General features: G+C 40.4%; 17 protein-coding genes. 12 read left to right on the top strand and 5 right to left on the bottom strand.

Annotation, left to right across the window (positions count from 1 at the left end; all coding sequences use genetic code 11):
• Positions 1–73: 73 nt before the first annotated feature.
• The 3 genes from thsA to DK846_RS00600 form a co-directional block, all read right to left on the bottom strand.
• Complete coding sequence (gene thsA / locus DK846_RS00605) at positions 74–1,705, bottom strand: thermosome subunit alpha (RefSeq protein ID WP_109966987.1); 1,632 nt, start codon at positions 1,703–1,705, stop codon at positions 74–76.
• A gap of 258 nt (positions 1,706–1,963) precedes the next feature.
• Positions 1,964–2,131 carry a hypothetical protein gene (locus DK846_RS17500; protein WP_181391559.1) on the bottom strand — a complete coding sequence of 56 codons (168 nt, stop codon included), beginning with the start codon at positions 2,129–2,131 and terminating at the stop codon, positions 1,964–1,966.
• A gap of 191 nt (positions 2,132–2,322) precedes the next feature.
• Positions 2,323–3,237: a polyphosphate kinase 2 family protein gene (locus tag DK846_RS00600; RefSeq protein WP_109966986.1), complete on the bottom strand. Its 915-nt coding sequence runs from the start codon at positions 3,235–3,237 to the stop codon at positions 2,323–2,325.
• Positions 3,238–4,162: 925 nt separating this feature from the next.
• Between DK846_RS00600 and DK846_RS00595 the strand changes: the two genes are divergently transcribed.
• Both DK846_RS00595 and DK846_RS00590 read left to right on the top strand, forming a co-directional pair.
• Positions 4,163–7,111: a phosphoribosylformylglycinamidine synthase subunit PurL gene (locus DK846_RS00595; protein WP_109966985.1), complete on the top strand. Its 2,949-nt coding sequence runs from the start codon at positions 4,163–4,165 to the stop codon at positions 7,109–7,111.
• Position 7,112: 1 nt separating this feature from the next.
• Entirely contained in the window at positions 7,113–7,946 is an 834-nt protein-coding gene (locus DK846_RS00590) for a phosphoribosylformylglycinamidine synthase subunit PurQ (RefSeq protein ID WP_219970595.1), read from the top strand.
• 307 nt (positions 7,947–8,253) lie between these two features.
• Here DK846_RS00590 and DK846_RS00585 read toward each other — a convergent pair whose 3' ends face one another.
• Positions 8,254–9,552, bottom strand: a complete 1,299-nt coding sequence (locus tag DK846_RS00585) for a PAS domain S-box protein (RefSeq protein ID WP_109966984.1) — start codon at positions 9,550–9,552, stop codon at positions 8,254–8,256.
• Between the two features lie 168 nt (positions 9,553–9,720).
• Here DK846_RS00585 and DK846_RS00580 point away from each other — a divergent pair, with 168 nt between their 5' ends.
• The 8 genes from DK846_RS00580 to DK846_RS00545 all read left to right on the top strand — a co-directional run bounded on the left by DK846_RS00580 (position 9,721) and on the right by DK846_RS00545 (position 18,573).
• Positions 9,721–11,757 carry a HAMP domain-containing methyl-accepting chemotaxis protein gene (locus tag DK846_RS00580; RefSeq protein ID WP_146201084.1) on the top strand — a complete coding sequence of 679 codons (2,037 nt, stop codon included), beginning with the start codon at positions 9,721–9,723 and terminating at the stop codon, positions 11,755–11,757.
• A 334-nt stretch (positions 11,758–12,091) separates the two neighbouring features.
• A complete protein-coding gene (locus tag DK846_RS00575; RefSeq protein ID WP_109966982.1) occupies positions 12,092–14,071 on the top strand; it encodes a transporter substrate-binding domain-containing protein in 1,980 nt (659 codons plus the stop codon).
• 84 nt (positions 14,072–14,155) lie between these two features.
• The gene (locus DK846_RS00570) at positions 14,156–14,659 is read left to right on the top strand and encodes a hypothetical protein (protein WP_109966981.1); all 504 of its coding nucleotides are present in this window, start codon (positions 14,156–14,158) and stop codon (positions 14,657–14,659) included.
• 207 nt (positions 14,660–14,866) lie between these two features.
• On the top strand, positions 14,867–15,391 hold the full coding sequence (locus tag DK846_RS00565; protein ID WP_109966980.1) for a GyrI-like domain-containing protein: 525 nt from the start codon (positions 14,867–14,869) through the stop codon (positions 15,389–15,391).
• A 480-nt stretch (positions 15,392–15,871) separates the two neighbouring features.
• Positions 15,872–16,483 (top strand): hypothetical protein, encoded by a 612-nt coding sequence (locus DK846_RS00560; RefSeq protein WP_109966979.1) that lies wholly within the window; start codon positions 15,872–15,874, stop codon positions 16,481–16,483.
• Between the two features lie 352 nt (positions 16,484–16,835).
• Entirely contained in the window at positions 16,836–17,189 is a 354-nt protein-coding gene (locus DK846_RS00555) for a hypothetical protein (RefSeq protein ID WP_109966978.1), read from the top strand.
• A gap of 89 nt (positions 17,190–17,278) precedes the next feature.
• Positions 17,279–17,884, top strand: a complete 606-nt coding sequence (locus DK846_RS00550) for a hypothetical protein (protein WP_109966977.1) — start codon at positions 17,279–17,281, stop codon at positions 17,882–17,884.
• Between the two features lie 2 nt (positions 17,885–17,886).
• Positions 17,887–18,573 carry a winged helix-turn-helix transcriptional regulator gene (locus DK846_RS00545; protein ID WP_181391558.1) on the top strand — a complete coding sequence of 229 codons (687 nt, stop codon included), beginning with the start codon at positions 17,887–17,889 and terminating at the stop codon, positions 18,571–18,573.
• 345 nt (positions 18,574–18,918) lie between these two features.
• Here the strand turns inward: DK846_RS00545 and DK846_RS00540 are convergent, their stop codons facing one another.
• On the bottom strand, positions 18,919–19,779 hold the full coding sequence (locus DK846_RS00540; protein ID WP_109966975.1) for a UbiA family prenyltransferase: 861 nt from the start codon (positions 19,777–19,779) through the stop codon (positions 18,919–18,921).
• 404 nt (positions 19,780–20,183) lie between these two features.
• Between DK846_RS00540 and DK846_RS00535 the strand changes: the two genes are divergently transcribed.
• Both DK846_RS00535 and DK846_RS00530 read left to right on the top strand, forming a co-directional pair.
• Positions 20,184–20,603 carry a hypothetical protein gene (locus tag DK846_RS00535; RefSeq protein WP_109966974.1) on the top strand — a complete coding sequence of 140 codons (420 nt, stop codon included), beginning with the start codon at positions 20,184–20,186 and terminating at the stop codon, positions 20,601–20,603.
• Between the two features lie 208 nt (positions 20,604–20,811).
• Entirely contained in the window at positions 20,812–21,735 is a 924-nt protein-coding gene (locus DK846_RS00530) for a haloalkane dehalogenase (protein ID WP_109966973.1), read from the top strand.
• Positions 21,736–21,837 lie beyond the last annotated feature (102 nt).

The following is a 21,837-nucleotide window of genomic DNA, read 5'->3' as shown; positions in this document are numbered from 1 at the left end:
AAAATAAATAATGAAACGTCTGTTTATTCAGGAATAAACCAAAAGAATCGCTAAATCTTGATTGGGGGACTATTCACATCCCCATTCCGCCCATCTCACCCATACCTCCGGGAGGCATTGCCGGGGCTGCTGACTTTGCTGATTTAATAACATCATCAATTCTCAGGATCATTCCCGCTGCTTCTGTTGCACTCACAATGGCCTGGGTTTTTACCCGGAGTGGTTCTATGACACCTTCTTTAAGCATATCCAGGGGTTTTCCTTGAAATACATCCAAACCTGCGGTCTTTTCACCTTTTTCATGAGCAGCACGTAATGCAACAATCATATCAATAGGGTCAAGACCTGCATTTTCTGCAATTGTCCTGGGAATAATTTCAAGAGAAGCAGCAAAAGCATCAATTGCGAGTTGAGCCCGACCTCCAACCGAAGCCCCATATTGCCTGAGACGAAGAGACAATTCAATTTCAGGAGAGCCACCACCGGCAACAAATTTTTTATCTTTTAAAACAGTGGAAACGACCCTGATGCCATCTTCAATAGCCCGTCCATATTCTGCAATGACGTGTTCAGTTCCCCCGCGGATAATAATAGAGACGGCTTTAGGGTTTTTGCATTTTTCAATAAAGATCAAATCATCGCCTAAAACCTTTCTCTCCTGAACAATACCTGCATATCCGAGTTCTTTAGCAGATATTGCATCAATACTGGATATGACAGTCGCACCGGTAGCCAGGGCAAGTTTATCCATGTCACTTCCTTTCACCCTGCGGATTGCCAAAATTCCTGCTTTTGAAAGATAATGTTGTGCATTGTCATCGATAGCTTTCTGACTGATAACTACATTAGCTCCGGTTTTGATTATTGAATCAGCAATCTTTTTGACCATCTGCTCTTCTTCGTTAATGAAAGCCTGCATCTGACCTGGACTGGTTATTGTGATCTCTGCATCGACTTCTGTTTTTTTGTACTCAACACCTACATTCAAAAGCAGAATTTTTGCCTCGGTAACTTTCGTAGGCATGCCAGGGTGTACTCTCTCTTTTTCAAGGACAATACCCATGACAATATCAGAATCTTCAATTGACCCGCCTACTCTCTTTTCAACCTTGATATTATCAATATCCACTGTTCCATCAGGCTCTGAAACACTGGTAACAGCCTTTGATACAAGATCACAGAGCATGAGTTTTGCTGACTCCACCCCTTTTCCAGCCATCGCAGTCTCTGCTATCTTTTTAAGGATCTCAATATCAGACGGTTTCATTGAGATTGCCAACCCTTTGAGTATCTCCTGGGCTTTTTCAGATGCCATCCTGTACCCCTGAACGATGATTGTCGGATGAATTCCTAGTTCAATGAGTTCTTCAGAACGCTTGAGTAATTCACCTGCGATAACTACTGCAGTAGTGGTCCCGTCACCAACCTCGGTATCCTGAGTCTTAGCAATTTCAACCATCATCTTTGCTGCCGGGTGTTCAATGTCCATCTCACTGAGAATCGTAAACCCGTCATTAGTGATGACCACATCTCCCATGGAATCAACAAGCATTTTGTCCATCCCTTTCGGGCCAAGAGTAGTACGGACAGCATTGGCTACCGCTTTTGCGGCAGTGATATTCATACTTTGAGCATCACGACCATGATTTCTGGAACTGCCTTCCCTAAGGATGTAAACCGGTTGTCCCCCAAGTTGTGTTGACATTATTGAACCCTCTCGATAATGTGTTAGCATTGACTTATAGTTCTATAAATAGATGTGGATGATTTATAAAAAAAAGAACGAATTCTTTAAGCTAATACAAATAATTCTTGAATCAGTATTGAGGAGACATTGATTGTCCCCTGGAATACCATGATGTACTGGAGACAAATTGCAATTACTCTCCGTGATAATTAGAATAAAAGATGGAACAGATATAGAAAAATATTGAAAAATTGGCTGATTAGGTTATCAGACCTTTTAACGTTTTTTAGATTTTGACTGTCCACTTGAACTACTTTTATTATCTGGAACTGAATTTTTTCCTTCTGATTTACTTTCTCCAGAAACTTTTCCAGGATTTACTGACTCTACGACCGCCTGAACCTGACCAACTACTTTCTTGGCTTTCTTTTTATCATGACTCATAGTTTCACCTATTCGCCCTGATATCTGGGTTTATAAAAAATTATGGTAAAATAAATTTTGTAAAAGCAGATCAGAGTACCTTGCATTAGTGATTCAAGTATACATCCTTTCTGATAGAAGCCATTTTGCTGAATTTTCAAGGGTTCACCCCCATTTCAGGCAAATCAGGGTTGTGATATTGATATAAGGGATTATTCTGCCTGGAGTTTCTTCTTTGCCTCCATAAGACGTTTGATCTCATCGTCTGATACCGACGGATATGACAGATTTAACCCTTTAATTGCTGTAACAACTGCTTCGGCAACTGCAGTCCGCGCAACCCATTTATAGTCTCCGGGAATGACAAACCATGGAGCTATATCGGTAGAAGTAGCTTCAAGCATTTTCTCGTATACTTTTATGTAATTATCCCAGAACTGTCGCTCAGTAAGATCTGCTACCGAAAACTTCCAGTACTTTTCTTTATGCTCAAGCCGGTCAAGAAGCCTGCGTTTCTGTTCATCTTTTGAGATATGGAGGAAGAATTTTAGAATGAGTGTTCCGTTTCTGATAAGATGCTCCTCAAACGCGTTGATATCATAATATCTTCCTTTCCAGAATCCATCAGCATCAGGTCCGATATCTTTTGGAAAACCGGAGATAATATTAGGATGAACTCTGGTTACCAGGACATCCTCATAATACGACCGGTTAAAGATACCGATCTCTCCACGTTCCGGGAGAACATTCGAATACCGCCAGAGAAAATTATGATTATGCTCCTGTGTACTTGGAACCTTAAACCCATGAACTGAACACCCTTGTGGGTTTACACCTGACATAACATGTCTGATTGTTCCATCTTTTCCTGCTGTATCCATTCCCTGAAGAATTATCAGGACTGCATGAGTTCGGGATGACCAGAGAAGATCCTGAACTGCTGCCAGAGCACTCCGGTCCTTTTCAAGCATTTCCACGAGGAGATCCTTGGACTTATCCTCTCCAAGTTTCTTCATTTGTTCGTTTTCAGCCCATCCGGTCTTAAAATCTTTAAGACGTACCTGTTTCCCAGGTTCAACAATAAATTTCGCTATGTAATCCTTGACTTTTGGTCCTTTCAATTCCATAATAATCTCTCTCCCGGCTTTGTCTGGAAAATTATCTGCGAGTAATAATCTCTTCAACCGCGATAATGATAAAAGAGGGGCTATGTAACATCTGCCGACTCGTTGTTTAGTGTAATGATATTATCCAGAATTTTCCCGGTATTGCTGTTTACTTCACCAAAAATGCGTAATATTGGTTCATCGCTGCGATTCTGTTAATTATAAGGAATAGATGGTGATCCAGAGAGAGGATTACATTATCATCTACAGGAATTGTGTTATCACAATGAGAAGGATGCTTACGGTTTTACTCAACTACCATAGATGTGTTGATGTTATACAGATTGACTAGTTCGAGAACGAATGATAATTATTCTTTATTCAGAATAGAAACATCATGGATTCGAGAATGTATTAATAAAAAAAAATGTGATGGATATTGTTACCAACCATACCAATAATAGTACCAGTAGTTATACCAGTAATTGTTCCAGTAATAATTGAGATAATCCCAGTAATAATTCCACCAATAACCATTATCATAGCAATAATAGTAACAATACCCATCATCCGCAACAACCGGAGTACTAATAGATACACCAGCAAGTGCAACTAAAACAAGTACTCCTAGAACAAAAATTTTCGTTCCCATAATTCCTAATCATTATAGACAATGATAAAGGTTGTTGCTAACAACCGATTAGTTGGTCATTCCAGAAAAAAACAAACCTTGGAAATATAAATATATAAATAATAAAGCGCTCATTTTAGCGCATTCGTCACAGTAAAAAAATCTAAAGAAAATTTAAAAATCTTCAATATCTGCGCTCAAACCGGAACAAAATTACCTAGGGTATCCAGAACATTATCATACCCTTTTATTTCCATCAGGAGTTCCCCGGCTTGATACATATTTTGCCCCTAAACGATCATACAATAAGTACACATGGCATATGTCCACCGGATTGAGATCCGCTATAAGGCTGATCCCCGCCTTAAAGTCAGAACAGACCGGATTCGTTCGCTTGGAATCCCAATCGAAGAACTCCATCTCGTTGATATTTATACCATCTCCACTGTCTCCAAAGATTTCACTCAGGATGAACTCAGAGAGATTGGTCTGCAACTGAGTAACCCGGTGGTACAGAAGTTCACGGTGGACGAGGCCACTCAGGCATATTTTGATACAGCCATTGAGGTAGGATTCCTTCCTGGTGTAACAGATAATGTTGGAACAACTGCCAGACAGACCATAGAAGATTTTACCAATCGAAAATTTGAGCCTGGAGAAGCAGTCTATACATCGCATCTGTACTTTGTCTGTGGGAAACTCACTCCCGATGTGTTAAATACGCTAACCTCAACCCTTGCAAACCCGCTCGTCAACCGGGTTCACGTAAAAACACGACAGGAATATGGAACCAGCGGTATGGATCGTGTAGTACCGTTTGTTGAACTACATGAACTTCCAACTGCTGAACCTGTTGATCTCAGTCTTGAGGAGCAGGAACTCATACAGATTGGAAAAGAAGGAATTTTAGATCCAGTCACAGGCCAGAGAAGAGGCCCGCTCGCCCTTGACCTTGCACAGCTTCATGCAATCAGAGACTATTTCAAGGCAATCGGGAGAATCCCAACTGATGTTGAGATTGAATCACTTGCCCAGACCTGGAGCGAACATTGCAAACACACAATCTTTGCTTCAGCAATGGACGAGGATGTCCCGAAAGGTCTCTATAAAACATTCATCCAGGCAGCGACCAATAAAATCCGGGCAGAAAAAGGGGATAAAGATATCTGCCTGAGCGTATTTTCAGACAATTCAGGAGGTATCATCTTTGACGATGAGTATCTCGTTACCCATAAGGTTGAGACACACAACTCACCATCAGCTCTTGATCCGTTCGGTGGTGCCCTCACCGGTATCGTTGGAGTAAACCGGGACACTATCGGTTTTGGACTTGGAGCAAAACCCTGTATCAACATCTACGGATTTTGTGTCGGTGATCCTGATACGAACCCCGTTCTCTTTCGTGGAAAAGACCAGTCAAATCCGATTCTCACGCCTCGACGTATCCTTGATGGAGTCGTAGCCGGAGTTGGAGTTGGAGGGAACTGTTCTGGAATTCCAACTCCACAGGGATTTGTCTGGTTTGATGACCGGTACTGTGGAAAACCCCTGGTTTTTGCCGGAACCGTCGGAGTCATGCCCCGTAAAAACGCAGACAGGAATCTGTATGAGAAACAGGCCAGACCCGGTGATCGTATCGTTGTGATCGGGGGCAGAGTTGGAAAAGACGGAATCCACGGGGCCACCTTCTCATCTGAAGCATTGGATCCGGCAAGTCCGGTAACTGCCGTCCAGATAGGAGATCCAATCACCCAAAAAAAGGTATCAGACGTTATCGTAAAAGAAGCCAGGGATAAGGGCCTCTATACCAGTATTACCGACAATGGAGCAGGAGGGATCTCATGTTCGGTTGCAGAGATGGCAAAGGAGTGCAATGGTTGTCACGTTGTGCTTGATAAAGTTCCTTTGAAATACCCGGGAATGGCACCATGGGAGATCTGGATCTCTGAATCACAGGAGCGGATGACCCTTGCAGTACCTCCTGAAAAAATCGATGAACTCATGGATCTTCTTGGTCGCAGAGAGGTTGAAGGCACGGTAATCGGGACATTTACAGATACTGGACGCTGTGTGGTTGAGTTCAACGGAACCACGGTCATGGATATCGAACTCTCGTTCCTTCATGACGGGCTCCCTGTAAAGCATCTTAAAACATCATCCTCATCTCCTGAAGCAAGCGAACCTGTTCCCGGATGCCCTGAAAATCTTGGTGATACACTGAAAACGATGCTTCATCGAAAGAACATCTGCTCAAAGGAGTTCATATCTATTCAGTATGATCACACTGTGCAGGGCGGACATGTACTAGGACCAGTTCAGGGAATTGGCAGAGTACAGGGAGTGGCTACGCTGACAAAAGTTGTTGCTTCCTCTAAAAAAGGAGTTGGATTATCCCAGAGTCTCTTCCCTTCGTACTCAGAGATCGATTCCTATCGAATGGCAATAGCCTGCATTGATACAGCCATTCGTGGTCTTATTGCAATCGGTGTCCCCCTTGAATCAATCGCTATTCTTGACAACTTCTGCTGGTGCTCGTCAGATGAGCCTGAACGCCTGGACCAGCTCAAAGCAGCTGTACGGGGATGCTATGATGGAGCAACCGGGTTTATGACCCCGTTCATCTCAGGAAAGGACAGCATGTTCAATGATTTCTCCGGATTTGACGCAGATAACAACAGGGTCAGAGTTTCAGTCCCTCCAACCCTGCTGATCTCTTCGATCGGTGTTCATCCTGATGTAACAAAGGCAGTCTCACTGGATGCCAAGATTGAAGGTGACCTGGTCTATCTCATTGGAGAAACAAGGGAAGAACTCGGCGGATCAGAGTACTTTGTCCAGATATGTGGTGCAAATAGTGCTGCCGGAACGGTGCCCCATATTGAAATTCCGGCAGTGAAAGCACGATATGAAAAACTGACACACGCAATTCTGCATGATCTGGTTGCTTCGGCTTTCCCTGTCACTCATGGAGGTCTGGCAGTTGCACTTGCAAAGGTGGCAATCGCAGGTCGGCTTGGAATGGATATTACCATCCCCGGTGATGGAAGATCAGATCTCCTTCTCTTTTCAGAGACGCTTGGACGGTTTGTCGTCACAATAGCACCTGATAATAAACGTCCATTTGAACGGACGATGGGTCCTGATGCCGTCCTTATCGGACGGGTAAGCGGGAAGAACCTCCAGATTTCAGGAAAGAAGCAGATCCTATCTGTACCGGTAAGCGAACTTGAGGCTGCGTATAAAAAACCATTTGGAGGGTACTAATATGACGTCTTCATTTTTTAACGAATCTCCGGATATGATTCCTGATAAAGCCCTCATCATGAGCGGATACGGAATCAATTCAGAGATGGAGACACAAGAAGTATTAGCCCGTGCAGGAATGGATTCTGATATCGTTCACATCAACGATCTCATTGACAAAAAACAGAGACTATCTGATTATCGTCTGCTTGTATTTCCAGGTGGCTTTTCGTACGGTGATGATACCGGTGCGGGAAATGCATTCGCTAACAGGGTCAGAAATAATCTCTGGGATGATCTCACTGAATTTCTGAATGGCGACAATCTTGTTCTCGGGATCTGTAACGGGTTCCAAATCCTTGCAAACCTTGGACTCGTACCTGCGTTTAACAAGCAGTTCAAACGCGATATTGCCCTGATGCCCAACCACAAAGGGGTGCTTGAATGCCGGTATGTTACATTGAAACCTACTGCTGACAATATCTGGACAAAAGGCATCGATAAAATTGTCTGTCCGGTATCTCATGGAGAAGGTAATTTTTCCTGCTCTAAAGAGACACTTGCCAAACTTCAGAGCAAGAAGATGATCGCATTTACCTACTGTAAAGACGACATGAAATCTGCAAACGGTGAATACCCGTTTAATCCAAACGGCTCAACTGCTGATATTGCAGGGATTACTTCAGAAAACGGGAAAGTTCTGGCGATGATGCCTCATCCGGAACGTGCAATGGATTTTGTCAACCTGTATGACTGGACACTGCAGAAAGAGAAGATGAAACGACAGGGAATCAAAGTTCCCACAGAGTCGTTGAATATGAAACTATTCAGAAATATAGTTAATTATTTTAGTTAACCTTTTTTCAAGGATCAAAGCACAGAATATATCTACTCCAGTATTTATTTTTATTTCCAGATTCATGTACTTGTTTCAAAAAAACAAATTAATTGAGAATATTAATTATTTGTACCAGGATTTACTAATATTAATTCATTCTGTTCTGAATTATATTTCCAGGTAAATCCACAGAGAACCTCATACTATCAGTTGAAATCAAATAATTTCCAGTTGAGTCTTTAGTTATCTCATCTGGTAATGTAATTGCTGTTGAGTCAATAGTGGCTTAGCGGATCTTACCGAAAAGGCAATTTATTTAAAATTATTACGTTTTATTATCAGGGAAGACTAGGCCATCCTTATTAAGATCCTCAGATTGATCAAACATGGTTACCATCATTGCATGTTTTTTAGTACCCCATGGTATCAACTGGAATTTAGAGAGTAATTTTATTCTGTCAGTTTTAAATTCAAATGATACTGGCCCGGATTTCTCCATGTAGTTAAGGTTCATATGAGAACAAATTTCACATGCTTGTGGAAAGTTATACTGGCTTGTATGAAACCAACATCTCGAATTCTGGCTATCAAAACGTTTTTTCCCGTACTCATTTAGCAAAAGGACCCTATGAGTGCCAGGGTCAACAATCGCTAAAACTTCATGGATATTATCCAGTACTGCATGTAACTGCTGATTTAAATCAGAAATATAACTTTTTATCTGATTATCTGCAGTAATATCACGAAATATTGCAGAAGAACCAATAATCTCCCCAGAATGATCGTATACTAATGATGCAGTGATAGAAACATAAACGAGAGAACCATCTTTCCGTCTTCTGGTACACTTGTATTGCTTTATTGTTTCACCCATGAGTAACCGATTATGGATAGGATACACATCTTTATACCACCAAGGATGAATCACTGATATCGATTGACCAATTACTTCATCAGAATTATATCCAAATAATCGTTCTGCAGCATTATTCCAGGTATTAATGGTAATTGTGTTATCGACTGCAATAATAGCATCTTCAGAGCAGGCAATAATTGAAGCCAGAAACCGATTTTCATCTTCTATCCGTTTCTTTGCAGTAATATCTTTAATAACAATGGAAATTGCGGCATGATGAGATACTACCCGCCCTTTTAGAAAAAACATTTCATAGATATATAGTTGGTTACCCCTGTATACCTCAATGATATGAGACGAAAGATCATCACCTGGATACTCATTTAGTATCTTTAGGATGTTAATAGATGAAAAAAGATCTAAATTTAAGGCATCGACCCGTTTTCCAAGAAGGTCTTCAAGAGAAAGGTGAGAATACTCAAGATATGCCTTGTTTACAAACAAAATTTTGAATGATGAACTTAAAAGGATAATAAGATCTGATGATAAGTCACAGATAGAATGAGAAGGTTGCTCTGAAGTTAATAAGTACTTTTTTGCCTTGCCAATCTCGAATAACTTTACCTGACCAGAATAATGCAAATTATCGAGGTATCGTGCAGCGGTTGTCCGTGAAATAGAAGCTTCATATGCAATCTGTGTAATAGATATTGGTTTCCTGAATTTTTTTAAAACTTCTCGTATTATTTCAGAAACATCCCCATCCATTTACAATAAATACATTAATGGGTTAATTAATATTTCGGTATTGATTCACCATATCACCGATTTTAATACCCTTGAAGGCTATTCATACTCCGAAATATCTGATTGAAAAGATCGGATATTGAACAGAAATGTGTACAGGCTGTTTTTGTGATCTCTTGGGAGGATGTCATGATACAATTAGATACTATATCAATGAGCAAAAAATTGCTAATTTTGATTATAATCGGGGTTTTCGCTATTATGTTTACCGGAGTATGTGGTTTATTCACTGCCGGGGAAATTAATTCTGAAGTAAACCAAATTTATAAGAATAAATATACTCATTCCATGCTTGCATATGGAGCATATTCAGATATGCTCAATTATGCAATAGGTGGGTATACCTTCACTCTTGCATCAACCGTTTCTGAAAAACAACAAATATTTCAGACAAAAATGGATCCATTCGGGGTCTCACTTCTGAAACGACTTGATGATTACTCTTCAATTGAGATGAATGATAATGAAAAAGGTCTTATTGAGGAGATTAAAAAATCGTCGGCTGAATACCTTGAAACAACAAAACAGGTTAATTCTCTAACACTTCAAGGAAAAGATGAAGAAGCGACTCAACTCAGGATTCAAAGTGCAATTCCTAAACGAAATCTAATTCTTACTGATCTACAGAAACTGATGGATGATAATAATCAGACATCAAACCAGTGTTATATCGATGCAAACCAGTTGTATTCACAGGGAATACTAATCATAGTCGTTGTTATTATTTTCTGTACTATAATTCTTCTGTTTATTGCGTGGCTCATAGCCCAGAACATAAACCGGAGGTTTGGCAATCTGATAAAGGGTATGGAAGAGGTAGGAGCTGGAAATCTTGCATATCGCATTGAAATGAAAGGAAGTGATGAAATAAGTTTGATCAGCTCTTCCTTTGATTCAATGTCAATAAATCTTGAGAAACAAAAACAGGAGATTGAAGAAAACCTGAAAAAATCAATATTTGCCAATACTTCAATCATGGGTATTGCTGAAAAGATACGAAGTGGAGATCTCAACATCCAAATCGATTCTTCCAAATATACAGGCGAGTTCAAAAAACTGGTTGAGGCTACTCATGCTTTGGTTGAAGCATTTCTCCGGCCAAATATGGAAGCCATGCGAATTGCAAATGAATTTTCCATAGGAAATTTCTCAGTACGATATGATGAAAATGCAGATGTCAGGGGAGATTTCAAGCAATTCAAAGATGCATTGAACAATAGTGGAAAATCCGTATCCAATTCAATTATCTCAATTCAGCAACAGATGGGGGAACTTACAGCCAATGCAGAGGAAGTAAATGCAAGTACTGAAGAGGTTGCTGCAAGTGTCAAAGATGTTGCTGATTCATCCTTTCATGTCAGTGAAAATGCAGAAAAATGCAAACATGGGGTTGACCAGGTTCTAAAAGCGATGGAAGAGCTCAATACAACGGTAAATCAGGTTGCAATCAAGAGCGAACACGTGAGTAAACTCACAACTGATGCTGACAGGTACTCTCGGGAAGGAATAACACTCGCTGACATTGCAGAAAAAGGGATGGAAGGAATTACCCAATCTACCATCGAAAGCAAGGATAATATGGTGGACATCACTCACCAGATGGAAGAGATCGGGAAAATTGTTGGTCTTATTAGAGACATATCTGATCAAACCAGTCTACTCGCCCTCAATGCAGCAATTGAAGCAGCCAGAGCAGGAGAAGCTGGGTTGGGTTTTGCTGTTGTTGCTGATGAAGTAAAAGCATTAGCCCAGGAGACTCAGGTTTCTGCAGAAAATATTGCATCTATTATTGAAAATCTTCAGAAACGATCTATCCAGGCATCCACCGCAATGGAAAAAACTGTCAAAGATGTTGAAAGCGGGGGAAAAGCACTTCAAGACACTTTCCAGTCATTTACCCGGATTGCTGAGTTAATTGAGGAGATCAACGTAAGTGTTACAGATGTTGCTGCTACAACAGAAGAACAGGCAGCATCTGTTGAGGAAATAACCGCAAGTATCACAGAAATTGGTGGCCTGGTATCAAATACCTCTAAACAAGCTGAATTATCAGCTCATTCAACCAACGAGGTTGCCGTTGCAGTAAATCAGATCTCCCAGGTCATAGGAAATCTGAACACCATTGTTGAAAATGTTCAGATCCAGATTAATTTCTTTAAAGTATAAGATAATTCAAAGACAATTTTTTGATAATATCTAATCTTTTTTTTGACACATTTACCCAATCTATAACAAGATAGGCGTAATTAAGATTTAAATAGGATATCTTCAAAATTAATTTTTTATTTTAATGGACCAATAAATAAATTGATTTTTTGGTCTGATAGAAACTTTAATTTAATATTGATCCTCATATATCGATATCTAAAAGATATTTATATAACAAATACCGATTGTCCATTTTGATCATGTTTTATTCAATGAAATTCGATTCAGTTCCTGCCAACTAATCTATCTTATCAATTCAAACCAATGCTCTGAACAATACCATTCAACAGTTATGAACAGAAAAAGCCTCACGACCATCCTGCTTCTGGCAATAGCGACGCTCATTTTATGTACAGGTATCAGCTGTGCGACCTATATCCCACAACAGCAAGGTATCAATAAAACCCTGACAGTCGTAATTGACAATAATTATCCTCCCTACTCTTTTCTGGGCCCAAAGGAAATACTCCAGGGAATATCAATAGACGAATGGAAATTATGGGAAGAAAAAACCGGGATCAAGGTTAATATTACCGGATTAAACTGGGCAGATGCTCAAACCAGGATGCTGAATGGTGAGTTTGATGTAATCGACACATTATTTTTTAGCAACGAAAGAGCGAAATATTACGATTTTTCGTCCCCGTATGCCGAGATCGATGTGCCTATCTTTTATAATAGAAATATTTCTGGTCTTTCCGGACTTTCTACTGCAAGGGGATACGTTATCGGAGTGAAATCAGGGGATAATGTCATTTCAGTATTCCAAGAGGCAGGAATTGATCAAATTGAGGAGTATCCAAATTATGAAGACATCATAAAAGCAGCTGCTGATGGTAAACTCATGGTTTTTTGCGTCGACAAGCCTCCTTCAGTATATTTCTTATATAAATATGGCCTGATTGATAAATACAAACAGACAGACCCGATTTATACAGGTGAATTTCATCGGGCGGTGAAAAAGGGAAATACTGTATTATTACACACGATAGATGATGGGTTTAGCAAAATATCTCAAGCCGAAATTAAGGAGATTGAAAAGAAATGGTATGGAACTACATCTATCTCGCAAGAAAACATCTCTCAATTTTTTACATTTTTAGGCATCGCAATCCTTCTTATAATGGCACTGATGGGATGGAATTATCTTCTTCAGCGTAAGGTATCCCAGAAGACCAGCGAACTCCAAAATGAAGTTGAAATCAGTAATAATAGGGCTAACGCTCTTGCAGAAAATGAAAAATTTCTAACAACACTCATCGATAATATACCGGATCTGGTATTTGTCAAAGATGTAAAAAACGGTACATATTTTCGAATAAATAAAGCCTTTGAAAAGGTCCTGGGGTTTTCTCAATCTGAGTTATATGGTCATAATGATAGAGATTATTTCAAGAAAGAGGAGGCTGATTTTTTTTCCGGAAAAGATAAGGAAGTAATTCAATCAGGGTTAATTCATGTGATACCTGAAGAAATAGTTCATACAAAAGATGGAACTGAACTTTTTCTTTCAACCAAGAAGATACCTATCTTTGATGAAGAGAATAATCCTGTATTTCTTCTTGGAATTTCGGAAGACATCACAGATCGGAAATGTACTGATGATGCTTTAAAACTTGCAAGAAATAAATTAGATTTCTTAAATTCTATCATTTTTTCAGAAATTCAAAATAAACTCTTTTCACTATATGGTTGTATCGAATTAATGACGGATTTTATCAAGGTTCCTGATAATAACTCCATGATTCGGACACAGGAGCGATTAGTGACTGATATAAAATATCTCCTGACAAATTCCAAAGACTATCAAAATCTCGGACAAAAACCTCCATTATGGCAAAATGTGATGCAATCATTGTTATTTGGGATCTCACACACAAGTCTCACTTCATTTGAGAGAGATACACATCTGGATAATCTGGAGATATTTGCAGATCCTCTCCTTGAGAAGGTGTTTTTTACTCTCGGTGATAATATCCTGCGTCATAGCAAAAAAGCAACGCGGTTTTCATGTAGATATACTAAGAACGACAAAGGAGTTGAGATTATATTTGAGGATAATGGAATCGGGATTTCAGATGAAATCCGTCCCTATCTTTTCAACTACATGGGTAAAGACAGATATCAACTCGGATTATTCCTGGTACGAGAGATCCTTGCAATAACAAATATTACCATTCGTGAAACCGGAACATATGGAGAAGGAGCACAGTTTACCATTTTCGTTCCCTCTGGAAATTACCGGTTTAATACCTCTACCGACACTAAATAACGGATTTTCTCATTTTCATTCGTATTGAATCCATCAATAAATGAAAGATTATTTTATTCATACCGTGTGATATACGAAGTACGTATGCTGATGCAAGAGCCGTCACCCGAAATGATAAATGAATGGAAGGACACGTTCAATAAACACCGGGCCACGCTGGTTCCAAACAAAAAAACAGGGCAAGAAATACTCACGTATCTAGTCCAAAAATATCCAATAACTGAACTTAGAGAAGATGCAAAAAAACAGGTTGTTATAGACAATATAATCCAAAATGAATGTCATGCCGCAAAATTACCTGACGGTAAGATGCCTACTCCAAGGGTCTTTTTGATTGAAAATACAGGACTTGGAACCTACCTTTATGAAAACCAGGATGATGTGTTTGCTGGAAATAACATCATCGTTGGTATCGATCTTGTAACAGCTTACTATCTGGTCGAAGGGAGCAGTCTCCTTTGGGATGAACTATTCGCATTTCGCGGCCTGGATAACGATGATATAAACAATTTTTACCTGGTTGCAGAGTATATTGCCTGTACCCGGAAATTTGATGTTCAGGACCATACTAATCTACAGAAGCCTTGATTGCACTGATCACAATACCTGACAATTATTCAGATCTTTTCAAAAATTATTCTTTACCTGGAAAAAAGGATGATTTTATAGTCATTAAGCATTGATAATGAGGAGAACTACTTACCAAACCTCTCGAAATGCATATCACAGATCTATGGTGATATGCAGACAGATTGACAAAAACAGGAAATAATTATTTATTTTCAGGATATCAAAATGGCAAAAATTGTAAAAACTGAGGTCTGTCAACTTCCGGAAGTATTTATTGTTGGCAAAAAGATTACCGTTAAAATGCCAAATAGCCCAGAAATAAACCCTATACCTAACCTCTGGGAGACATGTTTTTCTGATAATACATTTGATCATCTCATGGATTACAGAGATGCCCTGTTCGACGATGCCTATGTGGGATGGATGTCAGATTTTTCTTTCGAAAACGGGACATTTACCTATATATGCGGGATGCTGATGAATTCAGACATATCAGTCATGGATGACAGGTTTGTATCAAGGAATATTGAACCAACAACTGTTGCTATCGGGTGGGTACAGGGATCTACAGTTCCAGAGATCAGTTTTGCTGCACACAGTCTTGTAGAAAAGGCAGTTGATGAGATTGGATACTCCTGTGAACATGCCACATGGTGTATGGAAGTATATAATTGCCCAAGATTTACACAACCGGACGAAAACGGGGAGATCATTCTTGATTACTACATCCCGTGTATAAAAAGATCCTGAAGACGGTTTTCCATTACCCCTTTTCTATATCGGTTAGAGGATCATTCCGGTGTCCGGCTATCTGGTTTGATGTGGTGAGATAGTCAATATCATGAAAAGGTACGTTCTCTCTTTTAAGGACCGGAGGATTATCATCAGCACTCTTGTTTCATCTCAGGATTTGACAATATTTGGTATCTTGTGAACAATAGGTACAGATAACAGAAACAGGCTATCAGCCGGAATAAGAATATTAGCCAGAGAACGCCATTTTTCTAAAAAAACCTCATTCATCGATACTCTTCAAAGACCGACCGGGTTAATAATGCCGTATACATATTTCCTGACTTGAAGTGAAGAATATGCTATCATACTGCATGATAATGCTCTGATATATCCTCAACTGGCTTTTATATGGAATACAAATCATCGTCATGAAAACTAAAATGCTTCAATCTGGCCAGACTTGAGATCGGTGCCCAATAACATCTCACTCTAAACATGAAAAACCAGGTTATAACCGGATTTTCTTCTCCTAATCAAAAGAGATCATACGAAAAGAGATGTGCCGGAATCAGGATACTATTCCATGTAGACTTTGATATTGGGGATGAATCCGGAAAACCCGTTCTACCCCTGATTATTATGAAAACATACAAACGATTTGGAATAATAACAATCTGCATCGTTATGATCAGTTTCTGTCTCTGTATCTTCCCTGTTGTCGGAAATACGATAAACGGGGTCACCACAATTACCGGGACAAGTTATTCTGATCCAATAACCACAACAACCACCTTTGATGGTTCGTTTTACAGAGTTAAAAACGATGTTACCGGGAAAGTAATATTAACCATGCCGGAACGCGAATTTCAGATGAGAAGACCAGCCCTAGAAGCAAAGTACCGGATTACCGGACCAGACTCATCTGGCAGAGTAACGTATTATGATCCTGTCACCAGTGTGGTTGTCAGCCCTGGAGCCTCGGAGATGATGTCATTTTATGACCAGCCCCTGAACACTGGTTACAAATCAGGAATGGTTGATACAATCACAATTTCTGATTCGGTAAACCGTGGAAATTTCGGAACCGAATACAAAACATACTACTAGTCTATCTCCGTTCTTACAACCCCACGAGGGATGGGAACGTCTGCAGGATGACATATGCCAGGTTCAGGCATATTCCTCTGCAACAAGTTCCTATCCTTTCTCCCAGAAATCTATCCCACCGGGCCTGATTCTCTCCTTCTGAAGATATAATATTGAATTTCCCTCCCCAGGTTTTTAGTTATATCTGCGTGTATTTTGACTTTTTTCCTGAAATGCGAACAATTCCATCTCATTCATTCTCATCGTAAGGCAACCCCATTCTCCAGAAAAGAGATGTGCCGGAATCAGGATACTATATCATACAGACCTTATTCATGGGGATGAAACTCAAACTATTCACCCCCTGATTATTATGAAAACTAACATCAGTATTGGAATTACAGCAATATTTGCTGTTTTAATCTGTATTTCACTCAGTATTTTCCCGGTATCTGGAATTGTAGTTTCCGGGGAATCTGACCTCAACAAGACTGAACAGGCATATTCTGCAACAATATCAACCGAGTTTGATGGAACCAATTATATCATTAAAAATGTTGATACTGACGAAATTCTTGAAACACTTAGTCCAGCCGAATTTGAAAAGAAAAAAACTGAGTCTAATTTAAAATTTCGCGTAGAAATGAATGAATCAGGCATGATGACGATCTATGACAACGAATCAGGAAAGGTTGTTGGAACCGGAATCAAAAAGAATTCATCCTGAACGTGATTACCACTTTGTATAACCCCGGAATAATTAAGAAAAGAATTGTGCCACAACCCTTCAATAGTATCCCGGATAACCCGTATTGTATGACACGCAGTGATGTAATAAAGGCAGTTCTTGTATTTATCCTCATCCTGCTCGTCATTCCCCTTGCTCTTGCAGAACCGATGACGGTGACGGTAACAACCACAGATGGGCCAAAAAGCTGGTCTCCACAGGACGAAACACCAGGATCGTATATATCGGTTACGAAAACCGGTTCTTCTGATATCACTACATCTGGTGAGGTTATCACATACGGTATTGCCGAAGCGATAGGAAAGGGTACGGAAAGTATTGTGATCGTAAAGATATACAACAATTCGGAGATGGCAGATCCAAATAAACCCGGTGTTCTGCAGGTACTGAATCCTGGTGAAGAACGGTATTTTTCTGATCAGATTACAAAAGGTCAGACAGAGCAGTATGTGCGAGTATCCTGGAATCAGCCCTCTGCCCTGAACCTGTCAATTTATACACCTGACGGAGAGTATGGTCCGTACCATGATGATACTGACGGGAAGGAAGATCAAACCATTTTCCTGAAGATCGATTCTCCTGAAGGTCTTGATCCCGGAAGATGGTATTACCGGGTTCATGGCGATCAACTGCAGAATCCGATTCCATTTCAGATTGAAACATGGAGGAAATGAGAATGAGAATTGTATTGATACTGCTTCTTTTTTTGATCTGTCTTCCGGCCCAGGTTATGGCAACCAGATATCAGGTTAGCAGTGCGTATGATGATCTCCCTGACGGTCAGTCAACCTATCCTTCGCGGGTCGATCTGATTGAACTTCCATTATGGCTGTTATTATCGCAGATAGTGATTTTCAATCCATTTTTTCTCCTCCTCAAGGCGATCCTTGCCCTCGGATACCGACGGATTGACCAGAACACCCTCTTTGACTCTCCCCCACGCAAAGAGATCTATGACTTTATTAAAACCCATCCGGGAATTCATCTTCGGGGAATTGCATCAGGTCTCGGGATGGAACTCGGAACCGTCAGGCATCACCTGGATCAGCTTACCAGATACGGGAAGATATCAAAAGAACAGGATGATGGGTTTTGCAGGTATTATCAGTTGGGTTATTCTCACGAAGAAAAACAGATGATGAATGCGGCTGCATCTCCTGCCTGCAAGGAGATTGTTGCTATGCTCTGTAAAAAACAGGGTCTTACCCGTCTTGAGATCGGATGCAGGCTTGAAATTTCAGCACAGGCAGCAGGGTGGCATCTCTCACGTCTTCTCAGGGGAGGAGTTATCACGGTTGAGCGGACCGGAAAAACACTTCGGTATCACCTGAACGATGCAGCATCCCTCCAGGGATCCCGGTAAAGGAAGGGACGAACAATGAGCACAGTACAATATAAAAAAATAAATCTCCACTCTCTTTCTCATAAAATGTCTGTATATTCGGTTCATTGAATGAAACACATGTCCTGGATGATTCCAAAACATGTATAATACGACATGTGCAGCGTTTGCTGGTGATATGAACCACATCACGCCAATCAGGAAGACCACCTCTTGTGAAGGTCCCTCCAGTAAGAGATCCGCATTGTATATTTCTTCTATCAGTTCAAATTAAGTTTACAATCATCGCTTAATAAGAACACGCCCAGGTCTTCAATACACCCCTAAATAAAAGATAACAGATTCCCCGGTCATTCTATACATCCTTCAGATTACCAATCTGCTGAATGCAAACACGAACACAAATAATCCCCAACTGAGATACAAAGACCGGACCTGTTCCCGGCTATCTGCAATACTCTGACTTCCCATAAGTTTCTGGACACACCGGATAACCCAGAGATCTAACACCAATGCAAACAACAGATAATCGAACGTAAACCAACTCATCAGAAACGGCACGAACGAAATCAGAATAAAAATCCCAAACATTCCCCCTGACACCATCATTGCCCGGTCTGTTCCCATCTGTTTGGCAATACTCCTCGTGGATCTCACCTCATCACCGGCCATGTCCAGGGCATCACAGGCGATCTCCTCACCCAGATCAAAGAAAAAAGCCAGGAGTGCAAAGGCAATCAGGGCCCCATTCAGGGTGTCAGCGAGAATTCCTCCAAGAATAAAGATCATTCCAAGGCAAAATGCCACAGACAGATTGCCAAAAAACCCTGACTCCTTAAGTTTAACATTGTAGAGGAGTGCTACACCCCAGAGCACGAATACAATCAACAAAACCAATGTGCCTAACAACGCAGCCGTAATAAATCCGAGAATTGTAAACAGAGAGAATAAGGCCCATAGTTCTCTGATTGATATCCGACCGGAAGGAAGCGGACGGGTTGAGAGATTGATTTGATCTACCTCTCGATCAAAGTAATCATTCGATATATTGGCAGATCCTGATATAAAAAATAAGGTCAGGAAACCGAGTATCATCCCGGGAATAGGAAGCAGTTCTCCGGTAGCAATGATCTCACCGGATATGAGAAACAGTCCTGCCCCTACTGCAAGGTCCATCCTGATCAGATCCAAACAGGCACGAATCTTCACACCCGGAGATGAACTCATATACCCTGATGTATTGCTCTCTCATGAGAAAACACGATCCGACATGCAACGGAGTGAAGCCCAGGGATAATGGATTAATTCATACCTGAAAAACAGATTGGATTCGACAGAAATAGTGAGGCCACGATATCGTTGATTTTGAATGATGTATCAGTATTTTCTTTTCGCTTGGCATTTTCAAATACACATGCTCATACAGGATCTATACCGCATTTTTTATGAGTCCAAACAGAACCATCTGAATCTTTGAACATGTATTATTCCGGGAATATGTGAATGATACAGGGCTGCATTCACGTTTCCTGATCAATTTGGACCAGATGTACGGACAGTACGGATGACCTGACTCTTGGATGATGAGTGAATTTCGACATTATTATGTCAGAGATCGTCTATTATCTTCTATGATGCAAAACAGTGGTATACTGGTTCTTCTGATTGTAATCGGAGTCGGAATCATGGGGGTAATGGCTGATGAATCTTTAATTCCCAACCTGGTTGGGAACTGGACCTGCACTTCAGAAGGATTTCATTCAGAACCCGGTTATTTCCATGCCGGCGATTATCAGTATATCCTCAACATCGGACAGCAGGAAGGCAGGATCTTTAACGGAACCCTCATCGTATCAGGGTTAGACCCGACCAGAGAATATCCATTTTCTGGTGTTGTAGCCCATGATATGAAGACACTTCATATTGCCGAATATGGAACCGGACAGGACTACGGATATCTTCTCTCACCCGATCAAATGGAACTAGTCCTTCTTGTAGATGAGACCGATAACTTCTCCGTGCTCTGCAATCTGACGAAAGAGGGTAGTTAATCCTCCGATAAAATATTCTCATCCAATAAAAAGTATTTCAATTATAATTGATTTTTCGATGAGATATGAAATTTCCGGGTTTATAATTTTGATGTACGGATCAACGCTGATACCATCTGAATTGCAACTAACAAATCAAGAATGCAGGTTTATTGCTACATTAACAAAGTATCAATACATACCAGATTTATATGACATTATGTGAGTGATGATGAGGGATTCAGAAAATAATTTCCCGGATGGTCAGTTTAAATCCAGGTATATTTCTGTAGGTGGAGCAATGATTCACTATATAGAATCTGGAACACATGATCCACCCATCCTTCTGTTACATGGAATTCCAACACACTCGTATATCTGGAGAAAAGTCATTCCTCATCTTTCTCCTCATGCCAGAACTATTGCTGTTGATATGATTGGTTTTGGTAGATCAGACAAACCCCTGGACATCACCTATGACCTTCCTACATATACCCGGTTTCTTGAGGAGTTCATCGCAGCATTGGACCTTGATAATCTCACCATCGTAGGGATGGATCTGGGTCTGATAGTTGGTTTGAACTATGCCATGAATCATAAAGAAAAGATACGGAGTCTGGTAATCTTCGAAGGTTTTTTCCAGCCGATGAATATTGCATACAAAAACCTGCCACTGTTCAACCGGTTTTCGTTATGGCTTATGAAAAACCAGAGAATATCAAGACATATGATCCTTGATGATGGCTTGCATATGGTTGAACAGATGATGAATACCGCAACCTTGAGAAAACTCACACAAGACGAGATATCAATCTATCAGGAACCATTCAGGGATGGAGAAGTCAGGAGAAAGGTTTGGTTTGAAGGAGTCGGGCCTAGAGCAATTAAACAAACCAGCGATCATCCGGGTGATCTTGTCGATCTCATAAACCGGTATTCTGAAAAACTGTCAAAAAGTAAAATCCCAAAGTTACTCATCTATGGAGAGCCTGGGATGGTTGTATCAAAGAAGACAGCCGAATCAGCCAGAACATCTATTCCAAACCTCGTGACGCGGTTCATTGGCAAGGGCAAGCATTTTTTACCTGAAGATGAGCCAGATGCTCTCGGAAAGGCGATCGCTGAGTTTTACCTCGGTCTTCCTGATACATAACCGCGTATGAAGATACATTAATTCCCAAAACCCTCTTTGTCTGGCACTAATGGATTATTCCAGGATTGAAACCATATCAATGCAGGTACGAATCCTGATTTT

This window comes from Methanospirillum lacunae (assembly GCF_003173355.1).
Classification (GTDB): Archaea; Halobacteriota; Methanomicrobia; order Methanomicrobiales; family Methanospirillaceae; genus Methanospirillum; species Methanospirillum lacunae.
This window is presented reverse-complemented; position numbering and strand designations above follow the sequence as displayed.